Annotated in this window: 20 protein-coding genes; 2 read left to right on the top strand and 18 right to left on the bottom strand. The window is 70.4% G+C overall.

Features of this window, described 5'->3' with window-relative positions; translation table 11 throughout:
* Nucleotides 1–28: 28 nt before the first annotated feature.
* The 10 genes from ACSQ2B_RS09405 to ACSQ2B_RS09360 all read right to left on the bottom strand — a co-directional run bounded on the left by ACSQ2B_RS09405 (nt 29) and on the right by ACSQ2B_RS09360 (nt 14,948).
* Nucleotides 29–838, bottom strand: coding sequence for a slipin family protein (locus tag ACSQ2B_RS09405; RefSeq protein WP_436049222.1), 810 nt, complete (start codon nt 836–838; stop codon nt 29–31).
* 15 nt (nt 839–853) lie between these two features.
* Entirely contained in the window at nt 854–2,251 is a 1,398-nt protein-coding gene (locus tag ACSQ2B_RS09400) for an NfeD family protein (RefSeq protein ID WP_436049220.1), read from the bottom strand.
* A 159-nt stretch (nt 2,252–2,410) separates the two neighbouring features.
* Nucleotides 2,411–5,221 (bottom strand): AMP-binding protein, encoded by a 2,811-nt coding sequence (locus ACSQ2B_RS09395; RefSeq protein ID WP_436049218.1) that lies wholly within the window; start codon nt 5,219–5,221, stop codon nt 2,411–2,413.
* Between the two features lie 226 nt (nt 5,222–5,447).
* The gene (locus ACSQ2B_RS09390) at nt 5,448–5,891 is read right to left on the bottom strand and encodes a cupin domain-containing protein (protein ID WP_436049217.1); all 444 of its coding nucleotides are present in this window, start codon (nt 5,889–5,891) and stop codon (nt 5,448–5,450) included.
* A 579-nt stretch (nt 5,892–6,470) separates the two neighbouring features.
* Nucleotides 6,471–8,201, bottom strand: coding sequence for an ATP-binding protein (locus tag ACSQ2B_RS09385; protein WP_436049215.1), 1,731 nt, complete (start codon nt 8,199–8,201; stop codon nt 6,471–6,473).
* Nucleotides 8,202–8,203: 2 nt separating this feature from the next.
* Nucleotides 8,204–8,728, bottom strand: coding sequence for a YfiR family protein (locus ACSQ2B_RS09380; protein WP_436049213.1), 525 nt, complete (start codon nt 8,726–8,728; stop codon nt 8,204–8,206).
* A gap of 68 nt (nt 8,729–8,796) precedes the next feature.
* Nucleotides 8,797–10,608: a TonB-dependent receptor plug domain-containing protein gene (locus tag ACSQ2B_RS09375; RefSeq protein ID WP_436049211.1), complete on the bottom strand. Its 1,812-nt coding sequence runs from the start codon at nt 10,606–10,608 to the stop codon at nt 8,797–8,799.
* A 546-nt stretch (nt 10,609–11,154) separates the two neighbouring features.
* Nucleotides 11,155–12,126, bottom strand: coding sequence for a hypothetical protein (locus ACSQ2B_RS09370; RefSeq protein ID WP_436049210.1), 972 nt, complete (start codon nt 12,124–12,126; stop codon nt 11,155–11,157).
* Nucleotides 12,127–12,577: 451 nt separating this feature from the next.
* Complete coding sequence (locus ACSQ2B_RS09365) at nt 12,578–13,612, bottom strand: HoxN/HupN/NixA family nickel/cobalt transporter (protein ID WP_436049209.1); 1,035 nt, start codon at nt 13,610–13,612, stop codon at nt 12,578–12,580.
* Nucleotides 13,605–14,948 (bottom strand): cobyrinate a,c-diamide synthase, encoded by a 1,344-nt coding sequence (locus ACSQ2B_RS09360; protein ID WP_436049207.1) that lies wholly within the window; start codon nt 14,946–14,948, stop codon nt 13,605–13,607. Before ACSQ2B_RS09360 ends, ACSQ2B_RS09365 begins: the two co-directional genes overlap by 8 nt.
* A 47-nt stretch (nt 14,949–14,995) precedes the next feature.
* Between ACSQ2B_RS09360 and ACSQ2B_RS09355 the strand changes: the two genes are divergently transcribed.
* Nucleotides 14,996–16,081: a cobalt-precorrin-5B (C(1))-methyltransferase gene (locus ACSQ2B_RS09355; protein WP_436049206.1), complete on the top strand. Its 1,086-nt coding sequence runs from the start codon at nt 14,996–14,998 to the stop codon at nt 16,079–16,081.
* Here ACSQ2B_RS09355 and cobM read toward each other — a convergent pair.
* The 3 genes from cobM to cbiE are packed head-to-tail and all read right to left on the bottom strand — an operon-like array spanning nt 16,072 to nt 18,430.
* Entirely contained in the window at nt 16,072–16,836 is a 765-nt protein-coding gene (gene cobM, locus ACSQ2B_RS09350; protein WP_436049204.1) for a precorrin-4 C(11)-methyltransferase, read from the bottom strand. The two genes, ACSQ2B_RS09355 and cobM, sit on opposite strands and share 10 nt — an antisense overlap.
* Entirely contained in the window at nt 16,833–17,225 is a 393-nt protein-coding gene (locus ACSQ2B_RS09345; RefSeq protein ID WP_436049202.1) for a cobalamin biosynthesis protein, read from the bottom strand. The genes cobM and ACSQ2B_RS09345 overlap by 4 nt, the downstream gene beginning before the upstream one ends.
* Nucleotides 17,204–18,430: a precorrin-6y C5,15-methyltransferase (decarboxylating) subunit CbiE gene (cbiE, locus tag ACSQ2B_RS09340; protein ID WP_436049201.1), complete on the bottom strand. Its 1,227-nt coding sequence runs from the start codon at nt 18,428–18,430 to the stop codon at nt 17,204–17,206. Before cbiE ends, ACSQ2B_RS09345 begins: the two co-directional genes overlap by 22 nt.
* A gap of 20 nt (nt 18,431–18,450) precedes the next feature.
* Here cbiE and ACSQ2B_RS09335 point away from each other — a divergent pair, with 20 nt between their 5' ends.
* Nucleotides 18,451–19,239, top strand: a complete 789-nt coding sequence (locus tag ACSQ2B_RS09335) for a cobalt-precorrin-6A reductase (protein WP_436049200.1) — start codon at nt 18,451–18,453, stop codon at nt 19,237–19,239.
* Here the strand turns inward: ACSQ2B_RS09335 and cobJ are convergent.
* The 5 genes from cobJ to cobN are packed head-to-tail and all read right to left on the bottom strand — an operon-like array spanning nt 19,206 to nt 25,969.
* A complete protein-coding gene (gene cobJ / locus ACSQ2B_RS09330) occupies nt 19,206–19,967 on the bottom strand; it encodes a precorrin-3B C(17)-methyltransferase (RefSeq protein ID WP_436049198.1) in 762 nt (253 codons plus the stop codon). The two genes, ACSQ2B_RS09335 and cobJ, sit on opposite strands and share 34 nt — an antisense overlap.
* Entirely contained in the window at nt 19,964–20,701 is a 738-nt protein-coding gene (locus ACSQ2B_RS09325; protein WP_436049197.1) for a precorrin-2 C(20)-methyltransferase, read from the bottom strand. The genes cobJ and ACSQ2B_RS09325 overlap by 4 nt, the downstream gene beginning before the upstream one ends.
* 2 nt (nt 20,702–20,703) lie before the next feature.
* Nucleotides 20,704–21,336, bottom strand: a complete 633-nt coding sequence (locus ACSQ2B_RS09320; RefSeq protein ID WP_436049196.1) for a precorrin-8X methylmutase — start codon at nt 21,334–21,336, stop codon at nt 20,704–20,706.
* Nucleotides 21,333–22,592, bottom strand: coding sequence for a precorrin-3B synthase (gene cobG / locus ACSQ2B_RS09315; protein WP_436049195.1), 1,260 nt, complete (start codon nt 22,590–22,592; stop codon nt 21,333–21,335). Before cobG ends, ACSQ2B_RS09320 begins: the two co-directional genes overlap by 4 nt.
* Entirely contained in the window at nt 22,589–25,969 is a 3,381-nt protein-coding gene (gene cobN, locus ACSQ2B_RS09310) for a cobaltochelatase subunit CobN (protein WP_436049193.1), read from the bottom strand. Before cobN ends, cobG begins: the two co-directional genes overlap by 4 nt.
* Between the last annotated feature and the right edge of the window lie 4 nt (nt 25,970–25,973).

The raw sequence follows: 25,973 nt of genomic DNA, 5'->3' as shown, positions 1-25,973 counted from the left end.
CGGGGGTGTTCCGAAACCGCGTCCGCCTTTACTTCGGTGCGTCGCGGAGCGGCGATTTCCCGCTCCTGGGAGACGGTCGAGTTCCGCCGCCAAGCGCGGAAATGATCGATCCCGCTTCGAGCGGAAACGGAAAGACGATCGTATTCGTGCGGTCATTGGCGATGACCGACAGTGCGCTGAGATAGCGCAACTGCATCGCCTCCGGCTGCTGGCTCAGGATCACCGCAGCCTCGTGCAGCTTCTGCGCAGCCTGTTCCTCGCCCTCGGCGCTGATCACCTTGGCGCGCCGCTCGCGCTCGGCCTCGGCTTGGCGGGCGATGACGCGGATCATGCTCTCGTCGATGTCCACATGCTTGATCTCGACATTGGCGACCTTGATGCCCCAGGAGTCGGTCTGGGCGTCGAGGATCTCCTGGATGTCGTTGTTGAGCTTGTCGCGCTCGGCCAGCATCTCGTCGAGATCGTGCTTGCCGAGCACTGAGCGCAGGGTGGTCTGCGCCAGCTGGCTGGTGGCCTGCAGGTAATTTTCGACCTGGATCGTCGCCCTTTCAGGATCGACGACGCGGAAGTAGAGCACCGCGTTGACCTTCACCGAGACGTTGTCGCGCGAGATGACGTCCTGACTCGGCACGTCCAGCACCAGGGTGCGCAGGTCGACCCGCACCATCTGCTGGACGAAAGGCACCAGCAGGATCAGTCCTGGCCCCTTGACCCCCGTGAAGCGGCCGAGGGTGAAGACCACGGCGCGTTCATACTCGCGGAGGATCTTGATCGCCGCTGCAAGCACGAAGAACAGAAGGGCGATGATGGGGAGGTAGATGACGAGGCCGGACAGCATGGAGGACTCCTCAGTCTAAGGGCGATCGACGCTGTTCTCCGGCGCCACGGTCAGGGTGAGATTTTCGATCGCCACGACCCGGACCCGGTCGCCGGTCCGGAGCGGCGCATCTGAGACGGCGCGCCATCGCTCGCTATGGGCGAACACGTAGCCCACTCCGTCGCTCCAGGTCTGAACGACGCCGGGGCAGCCGATCATCTCTTCCCGGCCGCTCACCACGCGCCGTCGCCGGGCGGTGAGCGCCAGCCTCACGACGACCAGCGAAAAGGCGAGGCTGACCACGGCGAGGCCGGCGACCAGGGGAAGCGATACGGAGACGCCCGGCGCCTCGCTGTCGATCAGGATCATCCCACCCAACAGGAAGGCGGCCGCGCCGCCGATGCCCAGGATTCCGAAGGAGGGCGCAAGCGCCTCGGCCACCATCAGGCCCATACCGACCAGGATGAGGGCCAGGCCGGCATAGTTCACCGGCAGCACGGCCAGTCCGTAAAGCGCCACGAGCAGGCTGATCACGCCGATCACGCCGGGAAAGAGCGCGCCCGGGTTCATGAACTCGAAGAGCAGGCCGTAAACCCCGATCATCATCAGGACGAGGGCGAGGTTGGGGTTGGCGATGGCGGCCAGCAGCTGGTGACGCCAATCCGGCCTGACCTGTTCGATGACGAGACCGCGCGTGCGCAGGACAAGCCGGGCGTCGCCGACCGTCACGGCCCGCCCGTCGGCCTGGGCCAGCACGTCGGCCACGTCCCGCGCGATGAAGTCGATGACGCCGGCCGCCAGCGCGTCGCTGGCGTCCACGCTGGCGGCCTCGCGCACCGCCCGCTCGCCCCAATCGGCGTTGCGGCCGCGCAGGTGGGCCAGGGCCCGGATATAGGCGACGGCGTCATTGATCGCCTTGGCGTCGGTCTGGCTTGCGGCCGCTGGAGCGCGCGCCTGATCGTCCTTTGCGGGTCGCCGGCCTTCGTCGGCGCCGGGGGCCGGCTTGCGGTCCTGCCCCTCAGGCTCGTTCCCTGGGAGTATCCCCGGCAGGCCGATCTGGATCGGGGTCGCCGCCCCGAGATTGGTGCCCGGCGCCATCGCCGCGATGTGGCTGGCGTAGAGGATGTAGGTCCCCGCGCTCGCCGCGCGCGCGCCGCCGGGCGCGACATAGACAGCGACGGGCACGGGCGAGGCGATAAGTTGGCGGATCATCTCGCGCATGGAGGCGTCGAGCCCGCCGGGGGTGTCCAACTGCAAGACGACGATCGCCGCCCCGCGGGTCCGGGCGCCTGCCAAGCCGCGTTTGAAATAGTCGGCGCTGGCCGGGCCGATGGCGCCGTCGATCGTCAAAACCACGGCCACGCGGCCGCCCTGCGGCGCGGCAGGCGCCGTAGCCGAGGCGAAGCCCAGCGCAAGCAGCAGAAGAAGAAACACTCTCCGCAGACTGCGGCGGGCCCCTCGAAGAGAGATTATCTCGCTCGAGGTCATGTCGAAGCCTGACACCCTCGATGCAGCGCCACAACATCATTTCCCTAGGCTCCGCCGTTGTGTGCGACGGTTTACCTGAAGCCGAACGGGCCCTAGCCGTGCGTCTCAGGGCTTGCCTGGCAGCAGCGAAAAACTGGCGGCGCGGCGAGCGAGCCTCGGCGCGGCGGCGGCGCTGATCCACGCCGCGCATCGCCACACCACGACCCCTCCGACCACGGCCAGGACGATTTGCACGAGGGGGAGGGGCGGGCCCGTCAGCCGCCCGGCGACTTTGAAAAAGATAAACTGCGTCAGGTAGATATAGAGGGAGGCGCCTGAAAGCTGCATGACGACCGGAGCGATGAACCTCGGCAGGCTTATCCGCTTGCAATAGAGCAGCGCGGCTCCGTAGACGATCGCGGCGAGGCCGCCCGGAAGACCGAAAACGACGGCGCTCATCGCGGCGAAGAGCGCCGTCGTGCCGAGCATCATCAACTTGCCACGAGCGCAAAGGCCGCCAGCCAGCAGGGCTCCCAGGACGAAGGTCGCCAGATTGCTGCTGGCGGCGTAGCGAAGGACCGACACCTCCGGCAGGCCCTCGCGGAGCACGGCGGGGTCGAGCCCGACGGGGACGGCGAACCGCGTCGCACATCCGATCCAGAAAAGTCCCCACAGGAAATGGCGCTTCTCGAGCGTCACGCCGAAGACCCGCTTCGCCACCTCATACGCGAGGTAGACAAAAAGAAGGATCTTCACGAACGCGTGGACGTACCACAAATACTCCTGAACACCGTCCCCCTGGAGCGCCCGGATCCAGGGCGATCCATAATCTATATAGTCGTTCACAAACAATATTGAGAATATCGACGCCGGCCTGTTCCTGAAAACTTGCCCCATGAATAATATGGCGGCGACGATCGCGGTGGGCAGCGCGACGTTCAAGACCGATTTCAAGACCGGCTTTCCGGTGCGATGCTTGAACATCTGTTCCAGCTTCAGTCCGGAGAAGATGTAGCCCGAGGCGAGAAACAGGCCCGTGGTCGCGCCCGTCTGCGCCAGGGCGGGCGCCACGTGGCTCGCGACCGCCAGCACGATCGCGACGGCGCGCACCAGCATTGAGGTTTCGACGGCGCGCCAGGTCGGATCGGCCTGCGTTTTCTGACCCGCAAGGTCGGCGATGCTTATCTCAGGCCAGTTCGCCGGCGCCTGGCCGAGCAGGTCCTCGAGCACGAGGTAGGCCTCGACGTGAGACAGGCTGTCTCCGCCGAGGTCGATGAAGCTGTCCTGCGGGCTGATGTCGCGCCGGCCGAGCACGGCCGCCCAGGACGTCATCAGGGCGGCTTCGACCTCTGACGCATGGGCCGGAGCGGCGATCTCGGCGGAGGTGACGTCGGGGCTCGCAACGGCGCCCTTGAGCGCCGCCCGATCAATCTTCCCGTTCGGCAGCAGGGGGATCGCGTCCAGCCATTGGATCTCGTGGGGCCGCATGGGGTGCGGCAGGCGTTCTGCAAGGAAGGCCGCCAGATCGCCGCGCGCGGGACCTGGCCTGGCATGAACAAACGCGATGATGCGAAGCTCCGCGCCCTCGCCGACCGACAGGGCCACGCCGCTTTCCACGCACGGGTGGGCCAGCAGGGCGCCGGTCACTTCGGACAGGTCGACGCGATGGCCGCGGACCTTCACCTGGTCGTCCTTGCGGCCAAGCATCAGGATCGCGCCGTCGGCAAGGCGGCGGCCTTGATCTCCGGTGTAGTAGATGTGCGAACGGCCCTCGTCGTCGACGCCGCGATCGTTGGGAGCGACCACCTCTCCCGCCCGTACATAGCCCAGGCTCAGATGCGCCGAGCGGACGGCGATCTCGCCGCTATCGCCGTCTCGCAGCAACCCTCGCGCCGCATCGACCAGGAGCAGTTCGAAACCCTCGGCGCCACGCCCCACCGGGACGGTCGGCCAGGGCCCAGCGCCCTCGTATTCGAAGAAGGCGGCGGCCTGCGGGGTCTCTGTCGATCCGTAGAAGTTCACATGCCGAGCCTCGGGGGCGAGGGCGGCCACCGCCTCGACATGGGCGGGAAGCAGGCTGTCGCCGCCCCAGAACAGTCGCCTGAGGCGCGGCAGCGCAGACGTTCTGCTCCGTCCGGCGGCGAGGACTTGGCCCATTTGCGGCGTCAGGTGGGTGACAGTGGCGCCGACCTCGTCGAACCAGGGCGCGAGCGCGGCCGGGTCGGTGAGCGTGTGCTGCTGCGGGATGGCCAGGCTCGCCCCGATCGAAAGCGGCGTGAAGACGTCGCGCAGCAAGGGATCGTGCGAGAGCCCCGAGAGCATGGTGAACCGATCCGACGGGGTCAGGTCGAAGGTTCGTGCGTGCCAGTCCACGAAGTGGGTGAGCGGCCCATGGCTGCACGCGACGCATTTCGGCTCACCCGTGCTTCCGGACGTGAACAGGAAGTAGGCCGGCCGATCGCGGATGTCGTGACTGAGCGCTGGAAGTTCGGCGTCAGGCCCCGCCTCCGGGGCGTCGGCGCTGAAGAGCGGAACGCCGCGCGCGGCCGCCAGCCTGGTCGCGATCGGCTCGAGGTGCGGGGCGCCTGAGACGATGGCGTGCGGGCGGCAGATCTCAAGCAGGGCCGCCAGCCGCGCCTCGGGATAGGCGGAATCGAGCACGATGAAGGCGCCGCCCAGTCGGCTCACCGCCAGCATCGACCAGACGACCTCAGGGCGCCGCTCGGCCAGCACCGCGATGCGTGCGCCCGGACCATAGCCGGCGCGGCCAAGCACCAGCGCCAGCCCCCGGGAGCGTCGTTCCAGCGCGCCGTAGCCCGTCCACTCGCCGTCAAACAGCAGGGCGGGGCGGTCCGGAGCCGTGGAGACCTGCTGCAGAAACCGGTCGCAAAGATGAAGGCGACCGCGCCGCGGATCGCCATCGCGGCGCTCCCGCACCAGGCTATCGGGTCTCTCTACTGACACCGCCCGATGCCGACAGACCGCTTGCGCGACTCTAAGGCCATGGCGCCTTCCCCACTCGCTCACGCTTTCGGCGAGCTAACCACGCTGAGCCATATGACCGGCGTCTCATTTGACGCTGTGAGGGCGTGACGCCGGCCGTGGAGGCGCCTCAGGGCTTCCGACCGAAGGGCTGATTTTTAATCGTCAACCGATCTGATCGCTACTGGCGGGTCGGGTCGTCGGCTGGGTTGACATAGGTCATCCCGAACGGGCCTTCGGCTGAGACCTGCACCACGGCGCCTTCGGTGGAGAAGGCGAAGTGGTTCATCTTGGCGCCCGCCACCGCAAAGCCCCCTGCGGCCAGCTTGGCGGCCTTGGCCGGATCGAGTTTGTCGCCCATCCCAAGCGACAGATCTCCGGAGATGACGGTCACATATTCATCTGTCGGATGGTGATGGGCCGGGACCTTGTATCCAGCCGGCACCTTGAGCCGAACCACAAACACCCCTGCTTTATGAGGATCACCCGACAGCACCGCCATCTGGGCGCCCGCAGGGAACACGGCGGGAGCTGGGCCCCACTTCAGATCTGCTGAGTTGACCTGGGCCGCGACGGGCGACGACAGGCAAAGCAAGCCACTCATGAGAACAGCGGTCCTTAGCATGACGTTTCTCCATGTGGACGCCGAGCCCATTTCGGCCTTGGGGGACGGGGTTTCCGGATAACCAGGGATCAGCGATGGCGTTCCGCGCCGAGGCATTTGTTATGTGCGCGTCGGGCTCGGGCTTCGGGCGGTCATCGCGTCGCTTCGGAAGGGACGGGCCGAGCGGCGCGACGAAGCGCCCTATCGTTGTCGGAGTGAGGGAGTCGTATTTTTTCAACAGAGCATCAGCCGTGACCCATTTGACACAGCGTAAAGTTGTTCGGTGGGTCGCCTTGGACCATTCCACGCGAGGCACGTTCCGTTGTCTCACCATCGTGGCCGGACATGGGAGCCTGAGTTGCGTAGCAAGCCGAAATTTATCAGCTTCACTGAAGAGACAGACCTGATCGCGTCGCTGTTGGCCCGAGCCGACAGGCGCGCTGATCGCAGGACGGTCGCGCCTTCAAGCGCCCCCGTCAAACCGAGGCCGACGACCTCCACAGCCGCCCGGCACTGAACGCCGCATGCGGTCGCGAGACCGCAGCTCTGGTCTGAGTAGGCGAGTGGGCGCGACCCTCGGTTGGGGCCGACTCGAGACCGTCAGTGGGACCTCATGCCAAGGGGCTCCCCGACAAGCGCCGCCTGGAGCTCAGTGGCCAGCGCGTCTATTCGGTAGGGCTTCACAAGAAGTCGAATACCCTTCGCCGCAGCGGCCGTAGCGGTCGCGCTATAGCCCGTGGTCAGGACGATCGGCAGGCCAGGTCGGCGGATTGCAATCTCGTCCGCCAGGTCCAGACCGTTCATTTCGCCCGGCATCACCATGTCCGAAAAGACGAGGTCGAAGCTGCTCTCCCGGCGGAGGATCTCGAGCGCGCTGGCGGCGTCTGATGCACGCGTCGCCCCATAGCCGAGCTCCTCCAGCATCTCGCCCACCAACTGGGCGACGTTGTCGTCGTCCTCGACCAGGAGCACACGGCGACGTCGCGCGCCCCGTTGATCGACCACGGCGTGCACGGGGACGTCAGCAGGCGCCGTCTTCAATGAGCGGGGAATGCGAATGCAGACCGTCGAGCCCTTGCCGAGCTCGCTTTGAAACTCGACCTCGCCGCCTGACGAGCGCGCAAATCCATAGACCTGGCTGAGACCCAATCCGGTTCCTTGGCCCACGCCCTTCGTTGTGAAGAAGGGCTCAAACACCCGCTCGACAAGGTCTGGGGCGACCCCGACGCCTGTATCGATGATGCAGATGCAGACCACGTCGGCCGCCGCCCGGCTCGCTTCAGCGGGGATGTTGACGGCCTTGATGGTGATGGCGCCGCCCGAGGGCATCGCATCGCGTGCATTGATGGCCGTATTGAGGATCGCCAGCTCAAGCGCCGACGGGTCGACTTCGACGGGCCAGAGGTCGGGCGCAGGCTGGATATCGACCGTGACGTCCTCTCGGAGCGACCGGTCCAGCAGGTCGCGCATACCCGTTAGGCGCGTGTGCAGATTGATCACTTCCGGGCGAACCGGCGCCCGGCGGGCGAACGCGAGGAGCTGTTGGGTAAGGCTTGCGCCCCGGTCGATGGCCTGGCGGATGCCCTGCTTCAGGCGATCACGGCGAACCGGGTCGGAGGTGCGGTCCATGAGATCGAGGCCGCTGGAGGCCACCATGAGCAGGTTGTTGAAGTCGTGGGCGACGCCGCCGGTCAGCTGGCCCATGGCCTCCATCTTCTGAGACTGGCGAAGGGCGTCTTCGACCTTCTGACGCTCCTTGATCTCTCGCTGCAGCTTGCCGTGCGCTTCCCTCAGCCGTGCGTGGGAGGCGCCGAGCACGGCCACGAGGAGCGAGGCCATGACAATGACGGCGGCGATGCCCACATAGCGGATCGCGCGCCTGGCCCATGTCTCGGTCGAGAGGCGCAGAAAAACCGAGCCCAGCCGGGTGGTCCCCTGGGTGACCGGCGCCGTGACGCTCAGGCGCTGCTGGTCGAACACCGGCGACCGCACTCCGCCGAGGGACGGGAGCGGCGGTCCGGCGCGTTGGAAGCCCGCAGCGAGCTGGCCGCTTCCGTCGTACGCGCCGGCGGCCTCCACGGCCGGATTGGCGCGAAGCGCATTGACGTACTCCTGCGTGGCGGTCCGATCTTCGAACGCAAGGGCCCCGGCGACGCTGGCGGCGAGGATGTCGGCCTGGACCTGCGCCTGTCGCGCGCCTTCCGCCCGACCGGCGCGCGCGTTGTAGATCCCCAGCGCGAGGCTGAGGATGAGCAGCGCCGCAGCGACCCCGATGGCGACTGTCGGGCTCAGGGTGATCTTGCGGCTGATGCGGTCGAGGAGCGCCGCCATGGTCATCCGCCGGCCGTTCGCACAGGCACCGCCAGGCCAAGGAGCTTGGAGCTGATGGTCAGGCCGCTGGTCTGCGCCGATCCCGAATTCACCCCGAAACGGACGCGACCCTGGCGTAGTACGAAATGCACGATTCCGCCGCCTGTGCCGACGCCCTCGTCGGTGACGGTGAGCACCGGGGCGCCGCGCACGATCCGCAGGATGTCCGACGGCTTCTGGTCAGGAGACCTGCCTACGTAGAGCACATGGCAGGGCGGCTCCGCCGATACGGTGCGCAGGCGGCGCACGGCGATGGGATGGCCATCGATGGTCTGACTACGGACTGCGTCGTCCAAAGCAGGTCCGAACGGATCCTGCCCTACGACACAGATGTTGAAGGGGGCCGTCGCCGAGGCGAAGACCCGCGGCGGCCACTCCACGAATGGGCCGAACTTGAAGAGGAAGTTGGCTTTGACGGCGTATTCCAGCGAGGCGTCCTGCGCCCGGCTGGTGCGCGATGAACTCGTCCAGATCGCCAGCGCGAGCATGGCGCACGTCGCAGCGCCCCGGCCCCTCGCTTTCCAGGGCCCGATCCCGCCGACGGCTTTGCCGTGTCTCAGAAGCGCCATTGGACGTCAACGAAGACGCTTCGCGGGATCTGGGCGCCGTCTTCGTACTCTGTGTGCTTGGCGTGCAGGAGGTTGCGGCCCGAGAGAGCCAGCTGGACTTGATCGGTGACGTTCCAGGCCAGGCGTCCGTTCAGCTCGACGTAGCTGGGGATCCGGGGCTCGGGCAGGGCGCTGACATAGCGCAACGCCGCATCCAGGGTCACGCGGTCGCCCAGGTCCAGGGCGGACTTGAGCGACGCCTGGTATTTCGGATCGTTGGCGACCTGGCTCAGGCCCACAAGACCGCTGGCCCCCGGCTGGAACTTGAACTTCTGGTCGAGGTAATTGAACCCGGCCGAGAGCCGCCACCAGGGAGCGACCTGATAATCGCCCCAAGCCTCGACCCCGTAGGCGTGTCCCTTAAGGAGATTTCCCCAGCGCAGCGGCAGGAACACGACGGGCGTGAGCTCGATGCTCCGAAGGTCGTCGTAGGTGTTGTAATAGCTGTTGATCACCAGCGACGCCTTCGGCGTCGGCTTGATCTTGGCGCCCAGCTCGTAGGCGGTGAGCGTCTCGCTCCGGAAGTTTGAATCGCCGACCAGGAAGGGCCCGCCGAACGCTATTTCGACGACATCGCGGTCAAACGGCGTCGGCGATCGGATGGCGCGAGACACCGCGCCCCAAAGGGTCAACCTCTCGCCGGGGGTCCAGGCCAGCCGGGCGGTCGGCAGCAGCTGCGGCTTGATATAGGGGTCGTCCTCGACCTTCAGCCCAAGCACCAAGGTGGTTCGCGGACCCAGCGTGACGCTGTCCTGGACGAAGGCGTTGAACAGCTTCAGGTCGCGGCCGGGCGGCGAAAACAGCAGCGTGGCGCTTCCATCGATACGATAGCGGCTGAGCCGGTAGCCGCCGCCGGCCACGATCTGCTGCCGCTCGCCCAGCGAGAAGCTGTGCTGCACGTCGACGTCGTAGGTGTCGACGCGGAAGCCGGATCCGGAGGCCTCGTCACCGCGTTCCGCGTGGTCGTAATATCCCTGCAGTTGAAACGCTGAGCCATCTTCCCAAGCCCGGCTCCAGCGACCCAGGAGATTGCCGCCGTTGATATCCTGCGCCGGAAGGCCCGCCTGGGCTTCGAAGCCCTTATATCCGTCGCCTTGAAGGGTGATGGTGTCCGCCCGCGTGGGGGTCCAATCCAGGCGAAACCCGGCCTGCGGCTTGGACCAATGGTCATGCGCCCGAGCGCCCGCTGCGGTGTAGGTGTCGTCTTCAGCAACGGTCTTTGCATACAGACGATAGGTCAGCGCCTCGGAAATCCTGCCCCCGAACCGTAGGCTGGCGCTGCGCTGCTGATCGCCGACCGAGGCGGTGACCACGCCGCCCTGGGTGTCGGCCGAGTCGCGCGTGGTGATATTGATCACGCCATTGACGGCGTTGGCGCCCCAAAGTGCCGCCCCAGGTCCGCTGACGACCTCGATACGCTCGATGTCCTGGGCAAGGACGTCCTGCATGTCCCAGTACACGCCCGAAAAGAGCGGTGAGTAGACGGTGCGACCGTCGATCAGCACGAGCAGCTTGTTGGAGAAATTCTGAGCGGCCTGGCTGCCGTTGAGGCCGCGAGAGGTGATGACGTATCGGCTGGCGCTGGTCTGATAGACTTGAAGGTTCGGAGCGAGACGCAGGATCTCCGGGACGGTCACAGCGCCGGATCTCAGGATCTGGTCGCGCGTGATCACATAGATCGCGGACGCCGCTTGGCCGAGGGGTTCGGATCTCTTCGAGACCGAGGTGACCTGGATGCCGGCCAGTTGTTCGATCGACATCTTGGAAAGGCTGGCCGATGCAGCCCCTTGCGCCGGGCAAGAGGTCGCCGTGACAAGGGCGCTCACGCACGCTAGGCACGCGATCACCGGCAAGGATGCGCCGCTGGACTTCAAGATCAATCCCCCCGCGAGGTTACGGGTCTCCGCCCGTCATGTCGTCAGATTAGTTGACAATATGCTGCGGGCCGGCAGCGGCTCGACAGCTGCTGGTCGTACCGGCTCCGACCGGATTCAGGTCGCTTTGGTCGAGTTCTTGGTCTCTCGCCTTGCACCGGCTGACGGCGCGGATCCGGCGGCGGGAGGGGCTCGTTCGAATTTCGTTCGGCATCCCGCGACTCCTGCGACGATTGCATAGTGCTCGGACACAACTGTTCGGAGCAAGTGCTCAAAAAAGCTGCTTGTATGGGTCCGAAGCCGCGCAATCCCCTGGGGCTTGCCGGGATCAGGCGATCGCGGCGAACCGCTCCACCAATGGGGTCGTGCAGGGCGCCGCCGCCGGCGACTTCCTGCTTCAGCCGCCTTCGATGACGCGCATTGCTCCGCAGGCTATTCGACGGTGTCGCTCACGTTGATCCCTGAGGTGTCAGCGGAAGGGCGCGCGCCGTAAGCCGTCTGCGCCTCAGCGCCCAGCGCTACGGGGACGGACACCGCCATTGCGGCGCGCGGCTGGGCGACAGGCGTTGGCGCGCCGCGCGCAGTTTGGCCGCGCGCCGCATTGACGATGCACTGCCCGGTGTCGGCCATGGCGTGTTCGCCGGCGCAGAACACGTCCTCGTATTGAGGGCCCGCGACGGCGAGGCATTGGTGCAGGTTCAGCTTGGCCATTTTCAGGCACCCGCGAGCGCCAAGATCGGTCAACAGCGGCCCCAGAGCGTCGGCGCCTTGCTCGCCCGCCTGACCCAGCATCGCCGCCGCGGCGAGCGCCAGGCCGCGAACGATCGCCGGCGCGGGGGCGGGCTGCGGCGCCACGCCGGAGGCGCTGCGATAGGCCACCACCTTCGCCAACAAACGCTGCGTCTCCGCATCCGTCAGCGTCCCCGGCGCTTGCGAGCGCGCCTTCACCCGCGACAGGCGCGCGGCAGGCTCATCCACCGGCTGCTGAGACCAGGGCTGGCGCTGGATGGTGTAGGCCGCCTGCTTCACCGCATGACCACGTTCGAGGAGGTCGGAGCCCATATCGTCCAGGGCGGCGGAAGCCAGGCCCGCCGCCTGCCAGGCTCCGGGCGCCTCGAGAATCTGTTCCGGCGCGCTTTTCAAACGCTCGACAAAGGCGGCGCTCGCGGAAGGGTCCTTCGCCAGGCTCGACAGGCCCCTTGCGAACGTCGGCTCTTGCAGCGCCACCATCGCGGCGTACGCCACGGCGCCTTCCTCCAACTGCCGGGGCTCGTAGCTGGCGCTCGCCATCACCGCAGCAGACACCCTCGCGGCGTCATCGAAATCCGGGCTGATGGCGGTGGTGTTTCGGACGTAGCGCTCGAAGGAGCCTGCCGCCTGCACCAGGCGACGCGCGATCGTCACCGATGGTCCCTGCTCGATCGAGGTCTCCTCGATGGCGCGGGGCGTAGGATGAGAATCAACCGCTACGGCTGGGGCCGAAGCAAATGCAACCGATCCGGTAAGTCCAGCGAGAACAAATGTTAATAACCGTTGGAGACGAGCCATCTTAACCTCGAACTCGCAACTGCGAGATCAATTCCGTGCAAGAACCAGAACCAGTGAGACAAGAAAAACACGGTCTCTGATATTTTAACAGACCCCCTTGTCGTGGTGTCTAAGTTGTGAATGGAGGTATTCGTCGGGCGAGCCCAGCTGTCAGGCCGGGCCGGGCTGCTCACCGCCCAGCGGCTCGTGGACGGGATGATCCAGGAAGGGCGCAGCGCGAAAAAGGTCGCGTGCATCCGGCAGTCGGTGCTGCGTCGGCCGGAGCGCCAAGCGATCTCCGACCGACATCTTGATCGCGCGAGCGCGGCTAGAGCTCTGCGGGCGTTGTCGCGGCGAGTGCACGTAGCCGAGCGACAGCCAAGGACGCCAACCAGCCGCCGGCCAGCAGGCCGATGATGATCCACCCGAGCAGGTTGAAATGCTCGCCGATGCGGTCTGCGACCGACCAGCCGCTCCCGTGCAGATGCAGGCGTTCCGAGATCAGTCCGGCGGTCTGCACCGCGCCGATCAGCAGGGCGACGCCCGAAGAGACCAGGGTGATGACAAGGTTGTAGGCGAGCTTGCGCTGCGGTTCGACGAACGCCCACTGGTAGGCGCCGACCATCAGAACGCCATCGGTCGCGTCGACCAGGGACATGCCCGCGGCGAAGAGCACCGGGAAGACCAGCGCCACGGCCAGGGGCGCGCCGGCGGCGGCCTGGCTGGCGGCCAGCCCCATGACGCTCACCTCGGTCGCCGTCTCGAAGCCCAGGCCGAAGAGCAGGCCCAGGGGGGCCATCTGCCAGCTCGAGGTGATCATGGCGAACATCGGCCGCAGGAGCCGGCCGAGGAATCCGGACGTCATCGCGACCGGAGCGGCGTCGGCGTCCAGCGCTCCGGACTTCAGGCGCCGCCAGCTCCGCAGGAGCCCCCGCAGGATGCAGAGGTTGGTGATGGCGATGGCGAACAGGAAACTGGCGGAAATCACCGTGGAGACGGTCCCCATGACGGTCTTCAGCCCTTCGATATGGGCGAGCGCGCCGGCCGTGAGCGCCACCAGCACCGAGGCGACGAAGACCACGCTCGAATGGCCGAGCGCGAAGAACAGGCCGACGGTGACCGGCCGGCGTCCGTCCTGCATCAGCTTGCGCGTGACGTTGTCGATGGCGGCGATGTGGTCGGCGTCGACCGCGTGCCGCAGGCCGAAGCCATAGGCCAGCACCGCAGTCCCGAGCAGCAGCGGCTGGTCGTGCAACAGCATGAGGGCGGCGGCCCAGGCCGCCAGGTTCGCCGCGATCAGGCCGGCGTAGAGCACGAGGATCTTGCGCCGGAGCTCTCCCGGGCGAGGGGTGGATTCAGCCATGGGAGACCTCCGGGGCGCCGCCTTCCGCGGCGATGGCGTGGAAGAAGGCGCCGGTGACCCGGCCGCGCTGGCCGCCGGCGGACCCCAGATCGCGGCCCTGGGCGTCGCTCAGCCGGACCAGGGCCGTGTCGCGGCCCGGATCAATCAGGCTGGCGTAGTGGAACTCGTGCCCGCGGAGGACCTCGCCGGCTGCGCCGATCGGGGCCGGCGCCAGCAGCTGGGCGCGGCGGTAGCCGAGGTTCATCTTGCGCCGCGCGAACGAGGTCGAGTGGCTGAGCAGACCGGCCATCTCGTGGCGCGCGCCGGCGGCGTCTTCCAGGCCCTCGCCCAGCGCCATGTAGCCGCCGCACTCGCCGTGCACCGGGCGGGTGTCGGCGAACCGCGCCAGGCCGGCCTTGAACCGTGTGGCTGCCGCCAGCGCCCCGGCATGCAGCTCGGGATAGCCCCCCGGCACCCAGCAGACGTCGCAGGCCTCCGGCGGCGGCTCGTCGGCCAGCGGCGAGAAGGTGTGGATCTCGGCGCCGGCGCGCCGCCAGCCCTGAAGGTGGTGCGGATAGATGAAGCTGAAGGCGGCGTCGCGGGCCAGCGCGATGCGTTGGCCGGGCGGCGGGAGCGGAGGCTCGGACGCGGGCGCCGTGGCGAGCGCAGGCGCGGTGGCGAGACGCGCGATCCCGTCGAGGTCCAGATGCGCCTCGGCGAGGTCGGCGAGGCGTTCCAGGTGTTCGCGCAGGGCAGGATGCTCGTCCGCCTGGACGAGACCCAGGTGCCGCTCCGGAACGGCGTAGCGCTCGTCGCGCGGGACCGCCCCCAGCACCGGCAGGCCGATCGCCTCCATCGCCTGGACGATCCCGGACCGGTGCCGTTCGCTGGCGAGGCGGTTGAGCACCACCCCGGCGATCTCTACGCCCGGGGCGTGGCCGACGAAGCCGCGCGCCACCGCCGCGGCGGTCTGCGACTGGCCGGAGATGTCGAGCACCAGCAGGACCGGCAGGCCGAGCGAGGCGGCGAGGTCTGCGCCGGCGCCCGAGCGCCCGGGCTCCACCGCCACCCCGTCGAACAGGCCCATGGCCGATTCCACGATCAGCAGCTCGCTGTCCGCCGTGGCTTCCGCCGCCAGGGCGCCGAGCTGGGCCGGGCTCATCGCCCAGCTGTCCAGGTTCAGGCTGGGCGCGCCGGTGGCTGCGGCGTGGAAGGCCGGATCGATGTAGTCGGGGCCGGACTTCGCCGCCCGGATCGCCACGCCGCGGCGGCGGAAGGCCGCCAGCATGGCCAGGGTGAGGGTGGTCTTCCCCGATCCGGACCGGGGCGCGCCGATGATCAGGCCGCGAGCGGTCATGGCTTTGCCCCCTGACAGGGACCGGCCCCGGCGATATAGGCCGTCGGATGGCGAATGACGGGCCGCTGCGCAGAGGCTGGACGACCGGCGCGTGCGCGACCGCGGCGGCCAAGGCCGCCTATGCCGCGCTCCTGACGGGCGACTTCCCAGATCCGGTGGAGATCACCCTGCCCGGCGGCCATCGCGTCGGCTTCACGCTCGCCGAAACGGCGCGCGGCGACGGCGCCGCCAGCGCAGGCGTGGTCAAGGACGCCGGGGATGATCCCGACGTCACCCACGGCGCCCTGGTGCGCGCGACGGTCAGTCTGGGTGCGCCGGGCAGTGGCGTCAGCTTCCGCGCCGGCCCGGGCGTCGGCGTGGTGACCCGGCCTGGGCTGCCGCTGCCGCCGGGGGAGCCGGCGATCAATCCCATGCCCCGGCAGATGATCGCCCAGGCTATCAGCGAGGTCGCGGCGGCAGCCGGCGCGCTCGGCGACGTGGTGGTCGAGGTCTCCATCCCCGGCGGCGAGGTGATCGCCGAACGGACGCTGAACGGTCGGCTGGGCATTGTCGGCGGCCTGTCGATCCTGGGCACGACCGGCGTCGTGGTGCCCTATTCCTGCTCCGCCTGGATCTATGGCATCCGCAACGGGATCGATGTGGCGCGGGCGGCGGGTCTCACCCATGTCGCGGGCGCCACCGGGCGCACCTCCGAAGCCGCCGTCCAGGCGCTCTACAACCTGCCGGAGATCGCCCTGATCGACATGGGCGACTTCGTCGGCGGCATGCTCAAACACCTGCGCGACCATCCCATCGCGCGGGTCAGCATCGCCGGCGGCGTGGCCAAGATCACCAAGCTGGCCCAGGGCCGCCTCGATCTGCATTCCAAGCGCGGCTCGGCCGACCTTGCGGCCCTGGCCAGCGTCGCGGCCGCGGCCGGCGCGCCAGCCGCGCTGACCGAGCGCTTCGGCGGCGCGAACACCGTCGCCGAATGTTTCGACCTCGCCCGCGAGCAGGGCTTCGCCCTGGGCGAGGTGGTCGCCGGACAAGCCCGCACGGTGGCGGCGGAGGTCCTGCGCGGCGCGGACGTCGACCTCGAGGTGCTGATCTTCGACCGCCATGGCGCCCTGGTGGCGCGCAGCGCTCACGCCTGAGCCTCCGAGCGGAACCGGCGGTCGTAGCCCTTCTGGTAGAGGGCGCTTTCACGGAAGTCGGTCGCGCCCAGGGCCGGGCCCACCAGGATCAGCGCCGTGCGCTCCACCGGCTCGGCGGCCAGGGCGGCGACGAGGCCCCCCAGCGGGGCGCGGATCACTCGCTCGTCCGGCCAGCTGGCGCGGACCACCACGGCGGCGGGGCAATCCGCGCCATAGAAGGGCAAGAGTCGTTCGGCCACCTCGGCCAGGGCGTGGATCGCCAGGTGGATGGCGAGCGTCGCGCCGGTCGCGCCGAAGGCCTCCAGGGTCTCGCTGGCCGGCATCTTCGAGGCTCGGCCGGAAAACCGCGTCAGCACTACGCTCTGGGCGACCTCCGGGACCGTCAGCTCGCGGCCGAGCGCGGCGGCGGCGGCGGCGAAGGCCGGGACGCCGGGGGTGAGTGTGTAGGGAATGCCCAGCCGCTCCAGCCGGCGGATCTGCTCGGCGACCGCGCTCCAGATCGACAGGTCGCCGGAATGCAGCCTCGCGACGTCCTGGCCGGCGGCGTGGGCCTGGGCGTACTCGGCCTCGATCTCGTCCAGCGTCAGCGGCGCGGTGTCGACCAGCCGCGCGTCCGGCCCGCAATGGGCGAGCAGCTCCGGCGGCACGATCGAGCCGGCGTAGAGGCAGACCGGGCAGCGCGCCAGCAGGTCGCGGCCGCGCAGGGTGATGAGGTCGGCGGCCCCTGGGCCGGCGCCGATGAAATGCACAGTCATGAGGGCTCTCCTTGAGACAGGGCGCAGGTGGCGTGGGCGGAGGCGATGCGGGGCAAGAGCAGCCGCGCGCGGGGGCCGGCGGCGGCCAGGGCGGCGGCCTCGGCGACCGAGCCTACGTCGGCGGCTGTCCGCGAGGCCGCGGACTCGGTGAGGACGCAGCTGTCCGCGGCCGCAAGTTGGGCGCGTTCGACGGCGAGGATGGGCAGGGCGAGGATGTCGGCCGCGGCCTTGAGGCTGGCGGCGTCGGCCTTCCACGCCGCCGTCGCGAGCGCTCTCGCATCGAGGCCTGCAGTCGTTTGGGCGCGGCGGACCAGATCCGCCAGCTCCTCGGCGCTGCATTGCGAGCTGAAGCCTACGCCGGCGACGATCATGGCTTCACCGCCGTCCATTGGGTGACGGTCCGCGCCGGCCGGAAGCCCTCCATGCCGCCGATCGGCTCCAGCCGCTCGACCGACAGCCGGGTCATTCCACCGCCGAGCCGGGCGCGAGCCTGCAGCAGGGCCGCCTCGGTCTCGACGGTGACAGCGTTGGCCACCAGTCGGCCGCCCGAGCGGAGCGCCGTCCAGGCCGCCTCGATCACCGCCGGGTCGCTGGCGCCGCCGCCGAGGAAGACGGCGTCCGGCGTCGGCAGGCCGGTCAGGCCTTCGGGCGCCGCGTCGGGGACGATGCGCAGGGCCGAGACTCCGAACTGGCAGGCGTTGCGCGCCGCCCGCGCCGCCCGATCCGCCTTCGGCTCCAGCATGATGGCCCGGTTGTCCGGATGGCGCAGCATCCACTCGATGGCGATCGAGCCGGAGCCGCCGCCGACGTCCCACAACAGCTCCCCGGCGCAGGGCGCCATCGCCGACAGGGTCACGGCGCGGATCTCGCGCTTGGTGATCAGGCCGTCATGCTCGAAGGCCTCGTCCGGCAGGCCGCAGGCCAGCGGAATGATGCGGGCGCCGGGCCCGGCCGCAACCTCGACGGCGACCAGGTTGAGCGGCTGGATGTCGGCCAGGTCGAACGCCGCCGCCGTCGTCGCGCGCCGCCGTTCGTGCGGTCCGCCGAGCGCTTCGAGCACATGCAGCCGCGAGGGCCCAAAGCCGCGCTCGGCGAGATAGGCGGCGAGCGCCGCGGGCGTGGACTCGTCGGCGCTCAGGACCATCAGGCGGCGGCCGGGCTGCAGCAGCGGCGCGAGCGGTTCCAGCGGCCGGCCGCACAGCGAAACCTGCGAGCTCTCCTGCGCCGACCAGCCCAAACGCGCGCAAGCGAGCGCGAAGGCCGAGGGCGCGGGCAGGCAGAGCCGCTCCGTCTCGGCGACATGGCGGGCGAGCAGGGCGCCGACGCCGAAGCAGAACGGATCGCCGGACGCGAGCACAACGGTCGGTTGGCCGCGCTGGCCAAGGATCTGCGGGACGGCGTCGCTGAGCGGGCTCGGCCAGGCGAGGGTCTCGCCGCGGATCAGCGGGGCCGCCAGGGCGAGGTGGCGTTCGCCGCCGACCACCAGTTCGGCCCCGCGGACCAGGGCGCGCGCGGCCTCGCCCAGGCCCTCGACACCGTCTTCCCCGATCCCCACTATGGCGAGCCAAGGCGCGTTCGCCGCCGATCCCGTCATCCGAGACCTCCCGCCCGCCCATGGCTCCGCTGCGCGTCCTGATCCTCGGCGGTTCGGCCGAAGCCTCGGCCCTGGCGCGGTTGCTGGCGGACGACGACCGATTCGCGCCGGTGCTGTCGCTGGCCGGGCGCACCAAGGCGCCGGTCCTGCCGCCCATCCCGCATCGCATCGGCGGTTTCGGCGGGGTGGAAAGTCTGGCCCGATGGCTGGGGGACCCCGGCGCCGACCTCTTGGTCTGCGCCACCCATCCGTTCGCCGCCCAGATGCGCCGCAACGCCGTCGAAGCGGCGCGGCGCACCGGAACCCCGATGCTGATCGTCGAGCGCCCGGCCTGGTCGCCGGTCGAGGGCGACAGCTGGACCGGCGTCGCGGACATGGCGCAGGCCGCGCAGGCGCTCGGCCAGGCGCCGCGCCGGGTGCTGCTCACCGTCGGGCGGAAGGACCTGGCGCCCTTCGTCGAGGCGCCGCAGCACGACTACCTGATCCGCAGCATCGACGCCCCGCCGGCCGAGGGCCTGCCGCCGCGCGCCCAGGTGATCACCGCCCGCCCGCCGTTCGGCGAGGCCTGCGAACGGCGCCTGCTCGAGGCGCGCCGGATCGAGGTCGTGGTGACCAAGAACTCCGGCGGCGGCGACACCGCCGCCAAGCTCGCCGCCGCCCGCGCGCTCAGCCTGCCGGTGATCCTGGTCGAGCGGCCGCTCGCCCCAGATCTCAGCGGACTGGACGTCCAGCATGCCGTCGATGGGCCAGAAGCCCTGGCCTGGCTGGAGGCGCGTCACGAGGCGGCCTCCAGGCTTCTACGGGTGTAGAGCCAGCTGCGGCCGTCCGGCCGCTCGATCCGCCGGGTCTGGGCCGAGCCGACCAGCACCAGGGTGCTCATGTCGGCGTCTTCCGGCCGAGCGTTCGCCAGATCCGTCGTCAGGATCCGCTCGTCGGCCCGGCTCACGGCGCGCGCGAAGGCGATCGGCGTCTGCGGCGGCAGGATCTCGCGCAGCCGTTCGAAGGCGGCGCCCAGCTGCCAGGGACGGGCCTTGGAGATCGGGTTGTAGAGGGCGACGACGAAGCCGGCCCGCGCTGCCGCCGTCAGCCGGTCGAGCACGACGTCCCAGGGCTTCAGATTGTCCGACAGCGAGAGGGCGCAGAAGTCGTGGCCCAGGGGCGCGCCGAGTCTGGCGGCGGCGGCGAACATGGCCGAGACGCCGGGGATCACCTCGACCTCGATCTCCCGCCAGACCGGATCGCCCGCCTCGATCGCCTCGAAGACCGCGCTGGCCATGGCGAAGACGCCGGGATCGCCGGACGAGACCACCGCCGCGATGCGGCCCGCGGCGGCGATCTCCAGGGCGTGGCGGGCGCGGGTCAGCTCCTCGCGGTTGTCGGTCAGGTGGCGGGTCAGTCCGGAGCGCTCGGGAACGCGAGCGACATAGGGCCCGTAGCCCAGGACGTCGGTCGCCTGGGCGAGGGCTTCGGCGGCGCGCGGCGTCAGCAGCGAGGCGTCGCCTGGGCCGAGGCCGACGATGAACAGCCGGCCGCTCATCGCGCCCTCTGCCGGCCGGGGACCAAAACGAGCGAGAAGTAGGGGGCGGGCCCCTCCGTTAGCTCCGCGAGCGGGGTGATCCGCTCGTCGCCCATGGTGCCGCGCTCGACGAAGACGGCGCGGGTCAGAAGGTCGGCGGCCTCCAGGGCGCGACGGATCTTCGGCAGGTTGCGCCCGACCTTCATGATCACGGCGGCGTCGGCGCCGCGCAGCCTCGCGGTGAGCGTCTCCTCGTCGAGCGTGCCGGGCAGGACGCAGAAGACATCGTCGCCATGGCAGATCGGCAGTCGGGCCTGGGCCCAGCAGCCGCTCATGCCGGTGACGCCGGGCACCACCTCGTTGGGATAGTCCCGCGCCAACCGGTCGAACAGGTACATGGACGAGCCGTAGAAGAAGGGATCGCCCTCGCTCAGCAGCGCCACCTCGCAGCCGCGGTCGAGCCGCTGGGCCAGGAGGTCGGCGCAGCGCTCGTAGAACTCGCCCATCTCGGCGAGGTAGCGCGGGTCGCCCAGGTCCACCTCCGTGGTGAACGGATATTCCAGCCGTAGCTGTTCGGCGGCCGGGTTCAGGGCGCCTTCGACGATGCGCCGCGCATGGCCCGGCCGGCCCGCCTTGGCGAAGAAGGCCACCACGTCGGCGGCGCCCAGGATGCGGGCGGCCTTCAGGGTCATCAGCTCCGGGTCGCCGGGGCCGACTCCCACCACTCGCAGGGCGCCGCGTAAAGGTCCGGTCATGTTCATTCGACGTCGCTCGCCAGCGCATTGACGGCCGCCGCGGTCATGGCGCTGCCCCCCTTGCGGCCCTTGATGATCGCCCAGGGGACGGGCGACAGCTCCGTCAGCGCCGCCTTGGACTCCGCCGCCCCGACAAAGCCCACCGGCATGCCGATGATCGCCGCCGGCCGTGGCGCGCCCGCCGCCAGCATCTCCAGCAGGTGGAAGAGGGCGGTGGGCGCATTGCCGATCGCCACCACGGCGCCTTCGAGCCGGGGGCGCCAGAGCTCCAGGGCTGCTGCGGATCGTGTCGTGCCGAGCCTCGCCGCAAGGTCCGGGGTCCGCGGATCGCGCAGGTTGCAGACCACGGGATTGGCCGCCGGCAGCCGGGCGCGGGTCACGCCGTGGGCTACCATCTCGGCGTCGCAGAGGATCGGCGCGCCGCGGCGCAGGGCCCTGTGGGCGGCCTCGGCGAAGTCCGGCGAAAAGGCCAGGTCGGCCGCCGCCTCGACCAGGCCGCAGGCATGGATGACGCGCACGGCGACGCGCTCCTCCAGCGGGCTGAAGCGGGCGAGGTCGGCCTCGGCGCGGATGGTGGCGAAGGACTGGCGATAGATCGCCGCCCCGTCGCGAACGTAGTCGAGGGTCTGGCTCATGGGATCTCGTTGAGGAGGCGGGCCGCCTCGGACAGGGTGAGGCCGCGCCGCTCCGGCAGGGCGCCGGCGCGGCCGTCGCGCACCAGGTCGTAGCCGTCGGCCGTGGCGACCAGGGTGAAGGCGGTGGGCGCGGGATGGGCGCAGCCCTTGGCGCAGCCGGCGAGGTGGACGCGGCCGGGCAGGCGCTGGGCGGCGAGGACGGCCGCGTCGATCCGCGTCGCGGCGTGCGCGCTCGCACAGCCCGGAGCGCCGGTGCAGGCGATCACCGAGAGGCGCGGATCCTGCGGGTCCACGAGGAAGCCGGCGGCGCGGGCGAGGGCTTCCAGGCTGGCCGGATCCGACACGCCAGCCAGGACCAGGGCGCGCCACGGGCTGGTCCGCAGTTCGCCATCAGCGAAGCGCTCCGCAAAGTCGGCGGCCAGGTCGAGATCGTCCGCCGTGAAAGCGCCGAAGGGCAGGCCGAGGGCGAAGACGTTGCCAATTTCGCCGGCGGCGAGGAACGCCCCCTCCGTCTCGCCTTCGGCGATCCACCTCCCCCGCGTTGCGGTGGAGGATCTGGGCCGAAGATGCTCCACCGCAACGCGGGGGAGGTGTCGCGAAGCGACTGAGGGGGCGTTCGGCGCCTCGGCGACGTCGACGCCAGTCAAGATCGCTTCGGGGCCGCAACGCCCAACGAGATCCGCCATCCGGCGGGGCGGTTCGGCCTGCTCGGCCGCGAGCGCCAGGAACCGGTGGGTGATGATCCGGATGGCGGCGAACGGCTCCGCCGTCAGACCGCTCGCCTCGCAGCCTGCAAGCCGGATGCGCCAACCCTGCGGATCAGGTTCGACGCCGATGTCGCCGCCCGGCGCCTCGACCGTGAAGCCGAACTTCGACGGCAAGGCGGCCAACGCGGGGTCGTCGGCGATCCAGGCCTCCAGCTCGGTCGCCAGGGCGACGCCCGCCGCCGACGCCAGCGGCGAGACGACGAGGTTGCGGCGCCGCTCGACCGCAGGATCGGCGCTCGCCAGGCCGGCGGCGAGGACCGCTTGCTGGAACGGCGGCAGCGACGCCTCCGACAGTCCGCGCACCTGTAGGGCCGCGCGATTGGTGAGCTCCAGCTGACCGTTTCCGAACCGTTGGGCGGCGACGGCGAGCGCTCGCGCGGCCTCGGCGCTCAGCCGGCCGAGCGGCGGCTTCACCCGCGCCAGCAGGCCGTCGCCCGAGGCCATCGGCTCGAACAGCGAGGGGCACCATCCGCGCACGCGACCGGTCATGGCGCTGCGTCCAGGATCGCGCCGACGCTGTTGCGGCGCGGCCGCCAGAGGTCGCGGGCGAGCGCCAGGCGGAACCGCTCGGCCATGGCGGCGCGGGCCTCGGGGTTGGCTGTCCGCAGGAAGGCGTCGACCTCGGGGTCGGCGAGGGTGGCCTCGAAGGCCAGTTCGAACTGGGCGTCGAGGCGGTTGGGCAGGGCGGCGGCGAAGCCGAACAGGCCCTCGACGCCCTTGGCGATCTCGGCGGCCCCGCGATAGCCGTGCCGCATCATGCCGTGGATCCAGGCCGGGTTGGCGAGGCGGCCGCGCACCACGCGGGCGATTTCCTCCCTGACGGTCCGCACCTTCGGCGCGTCGGGGCGGGAGGTGTCTGCGTGATAGAGGGCCGGCCGGGCGCCCAGGCTGTCGGCGGCGGCGGCGAACCCGCCTTCGTGGGCGGCGAAGTCGTCGCCGTCGAGCAGGTCGATCTCGGCGTGGTCCTGGGTGTGGACGAAGGCCTCGGCGCCGGCCACACGCGCGGCGAAGCCGGTCGCATCGGCCTCGCCCCCCAGGCCCTGGCCGTAGGCATGGCCCGAGGCGGAGAGATAGGCGGCGGCCAGCTCGGCCCTGTCGGCGACCCCGCTGGCCTGCAGCAGGCCGCCGACGCCGGCGCCATAGCCGCCCGGCGCCGCGCCATAGATGCGGGTTGTCGCGGACCGCAGCTCAGGTCCCGATAATCCCTGGGCCTGGGCGGCGAGGCTGTTCCACTCCGCCGGCTCGTCGCGCGCGGCGATCGCCTGCACGGCGGCGTCGAACAGCAGAATCTGCGCCTCGAAGGCGTCGCGGAACAGACCGGAGACCCGCACGGTCACGTCCACCCGCGGCCGGTCGAGGACGGCCAAGGGGAGGATCTCCACCCCGCTGACCCGGGCGGACTCGTGATCCCAGACCGGCTTGGCGCCCATCAGGATGAAGGCCAGCGCCAGGTCCTCGCCGCCGGTCCGCATGGTGGCGCTGCCCCAGAGGTCGAGCACCAGGCTGCGCGGCCAGTCGCCGTGGTCCTGGAGGTGACGACGCAGCAGCTCTTCGGCCGCCTTCTCGGCCAGGACCATGGCCGAGCGGGTCGGGACGGCGCGGGGATCGACGGCGTAGAGGTTGCGTCCGGTCGGCAGCACGTCGGCGCGGCCGCGGGTGGGTGCGCCGGCCGGCCCGGGCTGTACGAAGCGGCCGTCCAGCGCGGCGAGCAGGGCGTCGCGCTCGGCCGCGGCGCAGGCGTCGAGCTTGCGCGCCAGCTCGGCCTCGGCGGTTGCGGGCGTCGAGCGCTGCAGGGCCTTGAGCAGGGCGTCGCGGCGCTCCGGCGCGGGCGCCAGACCGAAGACGTGCAGGCCGTCGCGGATCTGCAGGTCCTTGACATCGCACAGATAGGCGTCGAGGCGGGCCAGCGCCTCCTCCTCGGAAACCCGCGGATCGGCCCCGCTCTCGGTCAGCAGACCGCACGCCTCGGCGCGCTCGAGGATCTCCCGGCGCAGCAGGACGCCGCGGCGCCGGTCGAGGCCGTCGGCGGCGGCGTATTCGTCGACCAGCCGTTCGAGCTCGAAGGCCGCCCCGTGCGCGCCGGCGGACTTCAACGCCGGCGTCAGGTGGCCGATCAGCACGGCGCCCAGCCGGCGCTTGGCCGGCGCCGCCTCGCCGGGGTTGTTGACGATGAAGGGGTAGATGACCGGCGTCCCGCCGATCAGGGCGGCGGGGAAGTCGTCGGCGGCGATCGCCGCGGCCTTGCCCGGCAGCCATTCCAGGGACCCGTGAGCGCCGAGGTGGACGATGGCCTGGACGCCGGCTTCGCGCCGGAGCCAGAGGTAGAAGGCGAGATAGGCATGGCGCGGCGGCAGGTCGGCGTCGTGGTAGGCGGTCTTGTGCTCGCTCGCCCCCGCGCGGTTCGGCTGCACGGCGACCAGCAGCTTGCCGCGCCGCTGGACGGGCAGGGCGAAGGCGCCGTCGACCACGGCCGGATCGGCGTCCGGCTCGCCCCAGGCGTCGCGCACCTGGGTCTGCAGGGCCGGCGGCAGCTCGGCGAACAGCTCGGCGTAGCGATCGAGCGTCAGGAGCGGCGCGGCGCGGCGCTCGCGCAGGGCGCGGCTCGCATCCTCGCCCTCGTCCTCGGCTGTGGCGCCGCAATCGTAGCCGGCCTCGCGCAGCAGGGCCTCGATCGCCTCCAGGCTGGCGAAGGTGTCGAGCCCGACCGCATGGCCGACCTGGCCGACGGCGCCAGGATAGTCGGAGAGGATGATGGCTGCCCGCCGTTCCGACGGCGGGGTCGCCGCAAGTCTCGCCCAGCCCGCCGCGCGGTCGGCTGCGAGCGCTGTCTGGGCCGGGTCGGGACGGTGCGCCTTGCCGACGAACTCCAGCTCCGGCGCGGCTTCGCACACGGCCTTGAAGGAGATGGCGGTGGTGGCGAGCCGACCGTCGAGCTCCGGCAGCACCACCTGCATGGCGAGGTCGGCGGGGCCGAGGCCGCGGGTCGAGGCGGCCCAGTCCGCCTGGGCGGCGCCCGACAGGATCAGCTGCAGCACCGGCGCGTCCGCGGCGTCGAGCGGCGAGCCCCGCCCGTCGTCGGTGCGGGCCGAGAAGCCGGTGGCGTTCAGCACCACGGCCGGGCGCCAGCGCGCCAGGGCCTCGGCGACGAAGGCCGCCGGCCCGGGCGCTTTCAGGCTGGTGACGTAGAGCGCCCGCACGCCCAGCCCGCGCTCGGCCAGAGCCTGGGCCAGGGCGTCGATCGGGGCGGTGTCGCCGGACATCAGGTGCGAGCGATAGAAGACGATCACCGCCAGGGGAGAGGGCTCGGACGCTGCGCCCGCCAGCAGATGTTCGCCGCAGTCGGGGAGGCGTTCGGGACGGGCGGCGGGCGGCTCGGCGAGACCGGCCGCCGAGGCGAGCAGATGCAGGGCTGCGGCGGCGTTCTGCGGCCCGCCCTCGCGCAGGTAGAGGTCGAGGGTCTCGAGCCAGGCGGCCGGCAGGGTCGAGAGCGCCGTCAACCGTTCGTCGGGCCGGGCGTCGCCGGGCAGCAGGGCCAGCGGGACGCCGTTCGCCCGGCAGACCGCCGCCAGCTCCTCGCAGCCGTAGCGCCAATAGTCGAGTCCGCCGATCAGCCGCACCGCCACGGCCTTGGCCTGGGCGACCACCTGTTCGACATAGAGGTCGACCGACATCGGATGGCGCAGGCGAGCGAGGTTCGCCAGCCGCAGGCTCGGCCGCTCAGGTCCCAGCCGAGCCCAGGCCGCCGCCAGCGCCGTCAGGTCCGCGTCGGAGAAGGAGAGCACGACCAGCTCAGCCGGGCTCTGCCCGAGATCCTCGGCGATCTCGGTCTCGTCGAGCGAGCGCGTCTCCCGGACCAGCAGGTGCATCGGC

The organism is Phenylobacterium sp. LjRoot225, from assembly GCF_964252855.1.
In the GTDB taxonomy this organism is placed as follows: domain Bacteria; phylum Pseudomonadota; class Alphaproteobacteria; order Caulobacterales; family Caulobacteraceae; genus Phenylobacterium.
This window is presented reverse-complemented; position numbering and strand designations above follow the sequence as displayed.

Coding starts and splice junctions, on each gene's coding strand:
- ACSQ2B_RS09385 (WP_436049215.1), bottom strand. CDS start 8,201: ATGGCGGCGCTCCTCGACCGCATCAGCCGCAAGATCACCCTGAGCCCG.
- ACSQ2B_RS09355 (WP_436049206.1), top strand. CDS start 14,996: ATGGCGAATGACGGGCCGCTGCGCAGAGGCTGGACGACCGGCGCGTGC.
- ACSQ2B_RS09360 (WP_436049207.1), bottom strand. CDS start 14,948: ATGACCGCTCGCGGCCTGATCATCGGCGCGCCCCGGTCCGGATCGGGG.
- ACSQ2B_RS09335 (WP_436049200.1), top strand. CDS start 18,451: ATGGCTCCGCTGCGCGTCCTGATCCTCGGCGGTTCGGCCGAAGCCTCG.
- ACSQ2B_RS09345 (WP_436049202.1), bottom strand. CDS start 17,225: ATGGACGGCGGTGAAGCCATGATCGTCGCCGGCGTAGGCTTCAGCTCG.
- cbiE (WP_436049201.1), bottom strand. CDS start 18,430: ATGACGGGATCGGCGGCGAACGCGCCTTGGCTCGCCATAGTGGGGATC.
- cobM (WP_436049204.1), bottom strand. CDS start 16,836: ATGACTGTGCATTTCATCGGCGCCGGCCCAGGGGCCGCCGACCTCATC.
- cobJ (WP_436049198.1), bottom strand. CDS start 19,967: ATGAGCGGCCGGCTGTTCATCGTCGGCCTCGGCCCAGGCGACGCCTCG.
- cobN (WP_436049193.1), bottom strand. CDS start 25,969: ATGCACCTGCTGGTCCGGGAGACGCGCTCGCTCGACGAGACCGAGATC.
- ACSQ2B_RS09405 (WP_436049222.1), bottom strand. CDS start 838: ATGCTGTCCGGCCTCGTCATCTACCTCCCCATCATCGCCCTTCTGTTC.
- ACSQ2B_RS09320 (WP_436049196.1), bottom strand. CDS start 21,336: ATGAGCCAGACCCTCGACTACGTTCGCGACGGGGCGGCGATCTATCGC.
- ACSQ2B_RS09325 (WP_436049197.1), bottom strand. CDS start 20,701: ATGACCGGACCTTTACGCGGCGCCCTGCGAGTGGTGGGAGTCGGCCCC.
- ACSQ2B_RS09375 (WP_436049211.1), bottom strand. CDS start 10,608: ATGTCGATCGAACAACTGGCCGGCATCCAGGTCACCTCGGTCTCGAAG.
- ACSQ2B_RS09390 (WP_436049217.1), bottom strand. CDS start 5,891: ATGCTAAGGACCGCTGTTCTCATGAGTGGCTTGCTTTGCCTGTCGTCG.
- ACSQ2B_RS09380 (WP_436049213.1), bottom strand. CDS start 8,728: ATGCTCGCGCTGGCGATCTGGACGAGTTCATCGCGCACCAGCCGGGCG.
- cobG (WP_436049195.1), bottom strand. CDS start 22,592: ATGACCGGTCGCGTGCGCGGATGGTGCCCCTCGCTGTTCGAGCCGATG.
- ACSQ2B_RS09365 (WP_436049209.1), bottom strand. CDS start 13,612: ATGGCTGAATCCACCCCTCGCCCGGGAGAGCTCCGGCGCAAGATCCTC.